The organism is Moritella sp. 36, from assembly GCF_018219415.1.
GTDB lineage: Bacteria > Pseudomonadota > Gammaproteobacteria > Enterobacterales > Moritellaceae > Moritella.
The window spans coordinates 1,328,608-1,340,281 of sequence record NZ_CP056120.1; the positions used below are offsets into that span (position 1 = coordinate 1,328,608).

Below are 11,674 nucleotides of genomic sequence, written 5' to 3' on the forward strand. Positions count from 1 at the left end.
CTTGTTACTATTTTTTACCATGCGATGGTTACTATTTGTTATATCAATTCGCACTAAATCCTAACATAAGAAAAAATAATGCAGGATTGCTTTTATGTAAGCGTTTGTGAGCGTTGTATCTTGTGGGTAAAGGGGGGGCAGCGCTGTATTTTTGATACGAAAAAAGGAAGCATTTCTGCTTCCTTCGATGACGAATAATGGCATGTGAGTATGGCTATTCGTTAGTGTCTTATCCGATAATATTAAATCGAATGATTAAGCGAAGTGATTATCTAATTCTTCGCTACCACCTATGTGTTTACCACCGATAAATATTTGTGGTACTGTGCTGCGACCTGTTACTGCTCGTAGACTGACTGTTGTTGCGTCTTTACCTAATACCACTTCTTCGTAGTTTAGGCCTTGGTCAATTAACGTTTGTTTTGCTTTTGCGCAGAACGGGCAACCCGGTTTAGTAAATACGGTGATTGATTCTTGTACTTTGTACTCAGGAGCCACATAACCTAGCATAGTATCTGCATCAGAAACCTTGAACGGGTCGCCTGGTTCGTCAGCTTCGATAAACATTTTTTCTACCACGCCGTTTTTAACTAGCATGCTGTAACGCCATGAACGTTTTCCAAAACCGATGTCAGATTTGTCGACCAACATGCCCATGCCTGCAGAGAAGTCACCATTACCATCTGGAATAAAAGTGATGTTTTCTGCTTCTTGGTCATCTTTCCATGCGTTCATTACAAAGGTATCGTTTACTGATACGCATAATATGTCATCAACGCCATGTGCTGAAAATACGCTAGCTAATTCGTTGTAACGTGGTAAATGGCTTGAAGAACACGTTGGTGTGAATGCACCCGGTAAGCTAAATACGATTACTGTTTTGTTAGCAAAAAGTTCTTCTGTTGTGCGGTTAACCCATGCGTCACCTTGGCGAATAGGGAATGTAACTTGTGGAACCGCTTGGCCTTCTTTCGATACTAATGTTGTCATAATATATTCCTTAACGTAGCTATTAATTAAGCTAACTTATGTTTGTTATAAAGAGGTTTGATATAAATTGTTCTATAAAAATAAATAGGGTGAAGACGTTGTGTCTGTGTCGTCTTGATGTAGCTATTATGTCGAAATACCCATCATAGGCACAATCGATTAAACCTTTGTTATCGATAGTTTTTTGGAATGGATTCTTGTTATTTATTTTTATCTATTGAGAGGGTTAATTGAGGTTATTTCCGGTTATAAAAAAGCCCCAATAAATATTGGGGCTCAGTTTGATATGTAGTCTAAAGTCGTAATTATTCTACAGTTACAGCTTTAGCGAGGTTACGTGGTTGATCCACGTCTGTCCCTTTAATCAGTGCAACATGATATGAAAGCAACTGCATTGGTAAGGTATAGAAGATCGGCGCTGTAATTTCACTTACATGCGGCATCGTGATGATCTTCATGCCTTCTGATTCAACAAAACCAGCGTCAGCATCTGCGAATACATAAAGTAGGCCGCCACGTGCACGAACTTCTTCAATATTTGATTTTAGTTTTTCTAATAATTCATTGGTTGGTGCGATAACCACAACAGGCATGTCAGCGTCAATGAGTGCTAAAGGACCGTGTTTTAATTCACCCGCAGCATATGCTTCGGCGTGAATGTAAGAGATCTCTTTAAGCTTAAGCGCCGCTTCCATGGCGATAGGGTAGAACTCACCGCGACCAAGAAATAAGGTATGGTGCTTGTCAGCGAAATCTTCAGCCAGTGCTTCAATGTCTTTATCAAATGATAATGCATTTTCAATTTGTGTTGGTAATGCATGTAATGCCGTTACGATTTCAGCTTCTTTAGTTGCATCGATAACGTGTTTTTGTTTACCTAATGCGGTTACAAGCATTAACAATGCTGATAATTGTGTCGTGAATGCTTTAGTCGAAGCAACACCAATTTCGGTACCCGCACGGGTCATAAATGCAAAGTCAGATTCACGTACTAATGAAGAACCTGCCACGTTACAAATGGTCATTACAGCCATGTAACCTTTTTCTTTCGCTAAACGCATTGCTGCTAACGTATCTGCGGTTTCACCTGATTGGGATAACGTGATCAACAGGCTATTCGGACGTGTTACAAATTTACGGTAGCGGAATTCAGATGCGATTTCGACATCACAACTTACGCCTGCTAACGATTCAAACCAATATCGGGCTGTCATACCTGCATTGTAAGACGTACCACAAGCGATGATCTGAATGTGTTCAACTTTCGCTAAAATCTCTGCCGCGTTAACGCCGATACTTTCTGTAATAACGCTGTTAGCTGTAAGGCGGCCTTCCATTGTATTGGTTAGTGCGACAGGTTGTTCGAAGATCTCTTTTTGCATGAAATGGCGGAATTTACCTTTATCAGCAGCGTCATGCTCTGCATTCGACTCCGTTACTTCACGTGTTACTGGATTACCATCAATATCAAATACTGACACATCTCGACGCGTAACTTCAGCCACATCACCTTCTTCAAGGTACATGAAACGGCGTGTAACATTAAGCAGTGCAAGTTGATCGGATGCTAAGAAGTTTTCGCCTACACCTAAACCTATCACAATTGGGCTGCCTGAACGTGCCACAATTAATTTACCTGGTTCGAGACGGTTTAGTACTACAGTACCGTATGCACCTTCTAATTGAGCTGCTGTTTTTTGAACTGCATCAAGTAGGCTATCTGTTGAACGTAATTCCCATTCAACAAGATGCGCAATGACTTCAGTGTCTGTTTGAGATTGGAAAATATAACCACGTTGTTGTAATAATTCACGTAACATCTCATGATTCTCAATAATACCGTTATGTACTACTGCAATATCACCTGATACGTGTGGATGTGCATTTGCTTGTGAGGGTTCACCATGTGTTGCCCAACGCGTATGGGCGATACCAGTACCGCCAACAGGCTGTTCAGTGTCAACGGCATTTGCTAGCTCTTGTACTTTACCTAGGCTACGTACACGCTGCAGGTTATTCTCTTGATCAACAATAGCAACACCTGCAGAGTCATAACCGCGGTATTCTAAACGACGTAAACCTTCAACTAAAATTTCAGCTATATCTCTTTGCGCTACTGCACCAACAATGCCACACATGGTCTTCTCCTAAATGTATAAACTTTTTAAACAAGTAATAACCACGTGATAGTGCTGTCTATCGATCCGTGACGACGTTCGTCCTTATACAACTTGTTTTAATGATTTTGAAAGCGAAACTTTTATCATTAAAATATTCAATCGTAACTTAACATTGAATGTATTAGTTACGTTTCATTTAAATATAGTGCGTAATAGTGATTTATCTAGTTTCACTTACCCACTAGATGGCTTGATTTAGCAATGAATACCAACTAAGTTTCGTAGTTTCGGTATTTTAGTTTCGTTTGTTTCGTTTGTCCATCTAAAGTTGTAGGTAATAAGTGGTTTGAAACAAAGTAATGAAACAAAGCTAATGAATTAAGAAAAAAAGTAGCATGCTAAGGATCGCTGTCAGTAAGGTATTACGCGTAATCAGAATAAGTAGTACCGCAAAAATAGCACCAATCAGGTAGCTGTTATCCAAATTTAGGTGCAAGGTATTCTCTTGGATAAATACAATCGGCGCTAAAATAGCGGTGAGTACGGCCGGGGCAGAATAACTTAAAAACTTAACTAAACTGGGACTAAGACGCAATGGCAGCTTAGGTTCAATGAAAATATAGCGACTAATGAAGATGATTACTGTCATCAGTATTATGGTAAGCCAGATCATAAGCCGTCTCCTGGTCTGGTTAATATGGTTTTATTCGGATGCGTTTCATGGGTTAGTTTGGCTGTTAACATACCTGCGCTCATACCAGATAAGGCCGCAATTAATAACCCGCCGGGTATATGGAACAGTTCGCAAAGTACCGCTGTCACTAAAGAAACTAATACACTGACTAAAATTGAGGGCGTTTTAATGGAAGGGACGACTAAAGCAATGAAGGTTGCAGCAATGGCGAAGTCTAAACCGAGTTCATCTAAATTGGGGATCTGTTGACCAGCCAAAATACCGACCGCAGAAGCAATATTCCAAATAAGATAAAAACTAAAGCCCCCCCCAAATGCAAACCAGCGATCAAATTTGTGCTGTTTGGTTTCGCTGCATATGGCAAACAATTCATCGGTGAGCAAGAAGCCTAATGTTAGTCGCCAGCGTAAAGGTAGGGGACTCATTTGATGACGCATGGCCATACCATATAAAAAATGGCGAGAGGTAATGAGTAGTGTAGTTAATAGAATACTAGCCAGTCCAACTCCTGATTTGATCATTCCAACTGCAACAAGTTGTGCTGCGCCAGCAAACACAATCGCCGACATTGCTTGGCTTTGAATGACATCTAACCCTGCTTCAATGGCATAAGAGCCTGCCAAAATACCCCAAGGGATCACCGCAATACTTAGCGGCATTGCTGCAGCCGCGCCTTTCAATGCTGATTTTAGTTTAGATGGTGACGCTTGTTCTGAGTCGGATTGTTGATCCTGCATCGCATTATCCTTGTGATGGCGGTGGTGTACTATATTCGAGAATATAAAAACTGGGGGTAATAAAAAACCCAGCGAACTGGGTTTTCAATCGTCATACCTATGAAGATATATTACTTATGATTTATCATCAATCAATTAGTGTTGGGCTTTGTGCTCGCCACTGCCAAAGTGCCAATCATAGTGGAAGCTTTGACTTGCATCTTGATCTTTACGACGGTAAGTGTGGCCACCAAAGTAGTCACGCATCGCTTGAATAAGGCTTGCTGAAGAATCTGCTTCACGGTAACAATCGTAATAGCTCATTGCTGCGCTAATCGATGGCATTGGCATACCTTGCATTATCGCTTTCGCTAATACTTCACGCCATGCCATTTGGCTTTCAGCTAATGTAGTAGTGAAACGATCCGCTAACATTAGGTTTAATAACTCTGGTTCAGCTTGATAAGCTTTCGAGATATCATCTAAGAAGTGAGCGCGGATCACACAGCCAGCACGCCAGATTTTTGAAATTGCAACGTAATCAAGCGTCCAGTTATGTTCTTTTTGTGCTGCAGACATCAATTCAAAACCTTGTGCGTAGCTACAGATCTTTGAACAATAGAGTGCGTCAGCCAGTTTTGCTAGCCATACATTTCGGTCTTCGGTTGTTACCGCTGGACCTGCAAGTTTAGTCGCGCCAACCTGACGGATAGATTTTTGTGTACTTAGGCAACGGGCAAATACAGATTCTGCAATTGCGTTTGCTGGCACGCCTAGCTCGAGTGCTTCACGTGCAGTCCAGTTACCAGTTCCTTTTTGGCCTGCCTGATCCATTATCACGTCAACCATAGGTTTACCTGTTGTTTCATCAACAACTTTTAGGATGTTACCTGTGATTTCGATTAGGTAGCTTTGTAATTTACCTTTGTTCCATTCGCTGAATACTTCGCCAACTTCAACTGCTGACATACCTAAGATTTGACGCATGAACTGTACAACTTCAGCAATCATTTGCATATCTGCGTATTCGATACCGTTATGTACCATTTTAACAAAATGGCCAGAACCGATTGGACCGATATATTCGGCACAAGGTTCACCTTCTGGTAGAGGCTGATCTACGTGTGTACGTGCAATTTCAATACCAGTGATAGGATCTACTTTCGCAGACATTGCTTGCCACATAGGTTTTAGCCATTCCCAAGCTGCTTTGTCGCCACTAGGCATTAACGATGGACCAAAACGAGCACCCACTTCACCGCCAGAAATAGCACAAGTGAAGAAGCTGAACTTACCTGCGTAAGTATCTGCACGTGCAATAGAATCACGCCATTGGCTGTTACCTGTATCAACAACAATGTCGCTTGCTTCTAAGCCTGCTGCAATTAAGTCATTACAAATAATGTCAACAACAGGACCTGCTGGAACAGAAAGCACTATTCGACGTGGTGTTTCAAGTTGGTTAATTAGCTCTGCAAGATCGGCAACCGCAATTAATTTTGCTGCTGTTAGAGGTTGATGACGCTTAACGATGTCAGTACGACGGCTTTCGTTAATGTCAAAAGCTGCAACGGAAAATCCACGTTCAGCTAAGTTTAATGCCATGTTGGCACCCATTACGCCTAAACCTATTACTGCAATATCAATATTTTTATTCATCTGGTCCTCTGTGCCTTAGCAAGTCATGAAGGTGAGAATTGGGCTAATGCCTTGTCGTTTAAGGCATGATATAGAAAGTAGAAAAAGATACAATATGAACACTACTGTTATTTAGCTTTTTCATTTAAATCGAGATTTTTGATGAGCTAATTTTAAATCATTAAAATCTATATGGTTAATCTGATTATCGAGATGAGATCTGCCTCACATAATCATTGTTAGTTTGAATTTAAGCCTGTGCCTTTCCTGTTCAGTTATACAAGTTTAGCTAAAATTATTTACAGTTATGTTAAAAGTTATACAGATTTTCTGGTTCAAAGTTAATAGGAAACTTTACTTACCCCTAATTATATATAGGTGTAATATAGGTAAGTATTTTATAAATAAGGATATTAGGTGTATGAGTTCCAACAGTCGTAAGTCTGGTCGCGTGACCTTACAAGATGTTGCTAATAAAGTTGGTGTTACAAAAATTACTGTTTCAAGGGCGATCCGTACACCCGAAAAAGTGTCTGAATCATTACGCTTGACTATTCACAAAGCCATTGAACAAATGGGATATGTACCAAATCGTGCTGCTAGCATGTTAAGCACTAAGCAAAGTAAAACTATTGTATTAATTGTCCCTTCCTTATCTAACGGTGTATTTTCTGATGTAGTACGCGGTATTAATGATGTGATGCTAAATGAAGGCTTTCAGATCTTACTGGGTCACTCTGGCTATTCTCTATTAGAAGAAGAACGTTTAATCGAAACCTATTTACAGTTTGGTATCGATGGCATCATTATTTCTGGTACGCATCACACTGAACGCAGTAATCGTTTATTACGTAAATCAAACTTACCGGTTGTGGAGATCATGGAGTGCAATGATAACGCGATCGATATGTCTGTGGGTTTAGATCATGCCCTAGCGGGTTATAAGATTACCGAGCATCTAATCAGTAAAGGTTATAAAAATATCGGCTTTGCCGGTGCGCGAATGGATTTACGTGCACAGTTACGTTTAGATGGTTGGCGTAAAGCAATTTGGGAAACAGAATTGAGCGATGAGCGTGTGGTGACCAGTACCTATGCTTCGACTTACCAAATGGGTGCTGATATGTTGACTGAGTTATTAGGTGAATGGCCTGATACTGACTGCATCTTCTTTTGCAATGACGATTTGGCTGCAGGGGCACTATTTGAGTGTCAACGTCGTAATCTAAAAGTACCGAAAGATATCGCCTTAGTTGGCTTTAACGATCTTGATATTTGCTCTGCGACAAATCCAAAGTTAACGTCGGTATCTATCCCTCGTTTTGATATAGGTGAGCAAGCGGCTAAATTGTTACTTAAAAAAATCAATGATGAACCGATTGAAAATAAGCATTTAGATCTCGGTTTTATTATTTCTGAGCGTGCTAGCACTTAAGTCACACTGATAATACTTGTGTTTTATTGTGTTATCGGTAACATTGCGTTAGTTGATTTAGAGCGATGTTAAGAAGTAAAGAATATGATAGGCAGAAGTATTATAGTCATGGGCGTATCTGGTAGCGGAAAATCTACGATAGGATTAAAAATTGCACAGCAGCTCGGTGCTAAATTTATTGATGGTGATGACCTACATCCTAAAGCGAATATTCTAAAAATGGCTGCTGGCCAACCGTTAAATGATGCAGACCGTACGCCTTGGTTAGAACGTGTTCGTGATGCATGTTTTAGCATTGAAAAAAAGAATGAAAAAGGCGTTATCGTTTGTTCTGCATTACGTAAAGATTATCGAGATCAAATTCGAGATGGTAATAAATCCGTAATTTTTATCTACTTAGATGGTAGTTTTGATTTAATTTTAGCACGTATGAAAGAGCGAGCAGGGCACTTCTTTAGTGGAGATGACATGTTAAAAAGTCAGTTTAATACTTTGGAGTTACCACTTAAGGACGAAAAAGACGTACTTTCTGTTCCTATTGATGGTACAATTGACGACATCGTAAGCCTCAGTATTACTGCTTTAACGCGGAACTAGTATTACGATTTTGGATTGATATTCTACAGGATTTATAAAATATCAGCATATCCATAAACCATAATAATGGTCATATTTTAATCAAAATATGACCGTTTTTTTTATCTCGACTTTATATTTTAAATGGAAATTAAAAGTTGATTATATGTAACAATAGTGACTTAAAAGTTGAAATTATCCGATGATTTTATATAAAAATGTGATGTTAACCCTAGAGTTTAGCTGTTTGTAATAGTAAGATTACACCAACAGTTACCGGTAACACGGTTGGATAACATCATTATCGGGTTTGTCAGAAACAAGGATACCGCTACTAATGAAAACCATTTCTAAAACAATTATTGCAGCATCAGTTGCAACTATGATGAGTGCATCTGCATTCGCTGCTGAATTTAACTTCAAATTTCAATCATCTGATCCATCGGGTGAGAAAAACTTCCAAGTGCAACAAGCATGGGCTGACCAATTAGAAAAAGATTCTAACGGTCGTATCGATGTGACTATGTTACCAGTAGGTGCCGTAATTAAGCATACAGAAACACTTGATGGTATTAAGTTTGGTGTTTTACAAGGCCACATTACAGCAACAAGCTTCTTTGCTGGTAAGGATCCTGCATTTGGTTTAATGGGTAACACAGTTGGTGCTTGGTCTGATCCAATACAACTATTAGATTACATGTATAACGGCGGCGGTAACGAGCTAATGCGTGAAATCTACAAACCTTATGGTATTTACTATATTGGCGCATCAGCAACAGGTCTTGAAGCGTTTGTTTCTAAAGTACCACTTAACGGTGTTGCAGATCTTAAAGGGCTTAAATTACGTGCACCAGAAGGTCTAGTACAACAGGTATTCGCAGCAGCAGGTGCTTCACCAGTTAATTTACCGGGTTCAGAAGTATTTACAGGTCTAAGTAAGGGCGTTATTGATGCCGCTGATTACACTGTATTCTCAACGAATCATAAAGCGGGTCTAAATGATATCGCACCACATCCGGTATATCCTGGTTTCCATTCTCTACCTGCAATTGAAGTTTCAATCAGTGCAAAATCGTGGAACAAACTACCAGCTGATCTACAAAAAGTAATGCAAGATTCAGTTAAAACATTTGCTTACACTATGGTTGATACACTGAAAAAAGCAGATGCGGAAGCGGTTGCAGACGCAATGAAAAATCCAAACATCACCATACATGACTGGCCTGCAGAAGAACGTAAAAAATTCCGTACTATTGCGCGTAGCCAATGGGAAATATACGCAAAACGTTCTCCAAACGCACAAAAAGTATATGACTCTATAACGACATACTTGAAAGCGAAAAACTTACTGTAATTCAAATAAGCGATATATATGAAGGCTGCTTCGCAGCCTTTTTTCCACTTAGAAGATGAAAAAATCGATGAGTAATCCAGAAGAACTCCAACCAAAAAATCGTCTCGACTCAGGCATTATATGGACAGGTAATGTATTAAGTATCTTGTTTCTGTTTACGGTATTAATATCGTTTTATGAAGTGCTTATGCGCTACGTATTCAACGCGCCAACAATTTGGGTTCATGAAACAGCTTCCTTCGTTGGTGGGTCATTATTTGTGATCGGTGGTGCTTATGGATTAGCAGCAGATAAACACGTACGCGTTGTGCTTATTTATGATCATGTATCGGAGCGTGTAAAGCAGTACTTGAATGTATTCCACCATATTATGGGTTTGTTGTTTACGATATTACTTTCTTATGCCGCTTATACCATGGTGGAAGGCGCCTGGTATGCACCTTGGGGTGAGATGCGTTTAGAGACATCTGGCTCAGCTTGGAATCCTGTATTTCCTGCGCTACTTAAAGCGCTAATTTTTGGTACTTTGTGCTTAATGTCAGTTCAGTTTGTGTTGCACCTGATTCAAGAAGTCCACGGTTTAATTAAGAAGAAAAAATAATATGTTTGATCTTTCATCTATTGGTATTGGTTACGGCAGTTTATTAATGCTGGTGCTTATGATTGGCCTGTTGTTAACTGGTATGCAGTTAGCATTTGTTACTGGTTTAGTTGCGGTTATATTTACATTCGGTTGGTTTGGGCCAGAGGTCTTACCGCTAATCACCAGTCGAATTTATAGTTTTGTTAGTGGGTACGTATTTTTAGCCGTGCCTATGTTTGTATTGATGGCCGCCTTGCTTGATCGTTCTGGTATTGCGCGTGATTTGTTCGATGCAATGAAAAAAGTGGGTCGTAATGTCCCTGGTGGTGTTGCGGTTCAAACGCTATTAGTAGCGGTATTACTGGCGTCAATGTCGGGTGTGATCGGCGGTGAAACAGTACTACTTGGTATTCTTGCATTACCACAAATGCTGCGCCTTGGTTATGATCGTAAATTAGCGATCGGTACAACCTGTGCCGGTGGTGCGCTGGGTACTATGTTACCACCAAGTATCGTATTGATTATTTATGGTCTAACGGCCAGTGTATCAATTGGCGATCTGTTTAAAGCGTCATTCTTACCCGCCGCGATATTAGCGTTACTGTATATTTTGTATGTATTAATTCGTTGTCACTTAAACCCGACATTAGCACCATTACCGACGGCCGAAGAATTAGCAGAAGATGCAGCGAAAGATATTAACTTCAAAAAAGCATTATTATTCCCAATGCTATCTGTTGGTGTTGTTCTGGGTAGTATCTACAGTGGTATCGCGTCAATCACTGAAGCATCTGCATTAGGTGTTGTCGGTATTGCAATCAGTGCGGCTATCCGAGGTGAACTTAACTGGAACATGTTAAAAGATAGCTCGATTGCGACTTTACGAACTTGCGGCATGATCATCTGGATCGGTATTGGTGCGAGCGCATTAGTTGGTGTTTACAATTTAATGGGCGGTATTGATTTTGTAAGTGACGGTATTCTGGCGATGAGTGGTGGTAGCCCAATGGGTACTATTCTTATCATGATGGCAGTGTTGTTTGTATTAGGCATGTTCCTTGACTGGGTTGGTGTTGCATTATTAACGATGCCAATCTTTGTTCCGATTGTCGTTGGGCTAGGTTTTGATCCTATTTGGTTTGGTGTGGTGTTCTGTATGAATATGCAGGTATCATTTTTGTCACCACCATTTGGTCCTGCTGCTTTCTACCTTAAATCGGTAGCACCCAAAGACATCAGCTTAGGTGAAATCTTCAGTGCACTTGTACCGTTTATCTGTTTACAAGTTGTTGCACTAGCACTATTAATCATTTTCCCTGATTTGGCTTTATGGTGGAGGTAGCCTCTCTGAATAAGGCATAAAATAAGAATCAAAGCCCGATGTTAGCAATAACATCGGGCTTTTTTACAAATAAATTACTTGCTTCTTGTACCCTTTCTTTATTTCTCTATCTAGCCTTAACGTAGAATGTTCAATATTTATCCATTAAGTCGTATTTAAATATGTTATTTAAATGTGCAATATGTATCAATGTGTCAGGTAATGTAAGCAAATGTAATCGCAGTGT

10 protein-coding genes are annotated in these 11,674 nt (G+C 39.9%); 5 read left to right on the forward strand and 5 right to left on the reverse strand.

The window, feature by feature from the left end; all coding sequences use genetic code 11:
- Nucleotides 1–255 precede the first annotated feature (255 nt).
- From HWV03_RS06070 to gndA, 5 genes are all read right to left on the reverse strand, one after another.
- Complete coding sequence (locus tag HWV03_RS06070) at nucleotides 256–990, reverse strand: glutathione peroxidase (protein ID WP_211678933.1); 735 nt, start codon at nucleotides 988–990, stop codon at nucleotides 256–258.
- Between the two features lie 305 nt (nucleotides 991–1,295).
- Nucleotides 1,296–3,128 carry a glutamine--fructose-6-phosphate transaminase (isomerizing) gene (gene glmS / locus HWV03_RS06075; RefSeq protein ID WP_211678934.1) on the reverse strand — a complete coding sequence of 611 codons (1,833 nt, stop codon included), beginning with the start codon at nucleotides 3,126–3,128 and terminating at the stop codon, nucleotides 1,296–1,298.
- Nucleotides 3,129–3,480: 352 nt separating this feature from the next.
- Nucleotides 3,481–3,783 carry an AzlD domain-containing protein gene (locus HWV03_RS06080; protein WP_211678935.1) on the reverse strand — a complete coding sequence of 101 codons (303 nt, stop codon included), beginning with the start codon at nucleotides 3,781–3,783 and terminating at the stop codon, nucleotides 3,481–3,483.
- Nucleotides 3,780–4,541: an AzlC family ABC transporter permease gene (locus tag HWV03_RS06085; RefSeq protein WP_211678936.1), complete on the reverse strand. Its 762-nt coding sequence runs from the start codon at nucleotides 4,539–4,541 to the stop codon at nucleotides 3,780–3,782. Before HWV03_RS06085 ends, HWV03_RS06080 begins: the two co-directional genes overlap by 4 nt.
- A gap of 135 nt (nucleotides 4,542–4,676) precedes the next feature.
- Nucleotides 4,677–6,179 (reverse strand): NADP-dependent phosphogluconate dehydrogenase, encoded by a 1,503-nt coding sequence (gndA, locus tag HWV03_RS06090; protein ID WP_211678937.1) that lies wholly within the window; start codon nucleotides 6,177–6,179, stop codon nucleotides 4,677–4,679.
- Between the two features lie 400 nt (nucleotides 6,180–6,579).
- Here gndA and HWV03_RS06095 point away from each other — a divergent pair, with 400 nt between their 5' ends.
- The 5 genes from HWV03_RS06095 to HWV03_RS06115 all read left to right on the forward strand — a co-directional run bounded on the left by HWV03_RS06095 (nucleotide 6,580) and on the right by HWV03_RS06115 (nucleotide 11,448).
- Nucleotides 6,580–7,593 (forward strand): LacI family DNA-binding transcriptional regulator, encoded by a 1,014-nt coding sequence (locus HWV03_RS06095; RefSeq protein ID WP_211678938.1) that lies wholly within the window; start codon nucleotides 6,580–6,582, stop codon nucleotides 7,591–7,593.
- A gap of 84 nt (nucleotides 7,594–7,677) precedes the next feature.
- Nucleotides 7,678–8,190: a gluconokinase gene (locus tag HWV03_RS06100; protein WP_211678939.1), complete on the forward strand. Its 513-nt coding sequence runs from the start codon at nucleotides 7,678–7,680 to the stop codon at nucleotides 8,188–8,190.
- A 316-nt stretch (nucleotides 8,191–8,506) separates the two neighbouring features.
- A complete protein-coding gene (locus tag HWV03_RS06105) occupies nucleotides 8,507–9,523 on the forward strand; it encodes a TRAP transporter substrate-binding protein (protein ID WP_211678940.1) in 1,017 nt (338 codons plus the stop codon).
- 67 nt (nucleotides 9,524–9,590) lie between these two features.
- Nucleotides 9,591–10,124: a TRAP transporter small permease subunit gene (locus HWV03_RS06110; RefSeq protein WP_255547094.1), complete on the forward strand. Its 534-nt coding sequence runs from the start codon at nucleotides 9,591–9,593 to the stop codon at nucleotides 10,122–10,124.
- A 1-nt stretch (nucleotide 10,125) separates the two neighbouring features.
- Nucleotides 10,126–11,448 carry a TRAP transporter large permease gene (locus HWV03_RS06115; protein ID WP_211678942.1) on the forward strand — a complete coding sequence of 441 codons (1,323 nt, stop codon included), beginning with the start codon at nucleotides 10,126–10,128 and terminating at the stop codon, nucleotides 11,446–11,448.
- The last annotated feature ends 226 nt before the right edge of the window (nucleotides 11,449–11,674 follow it).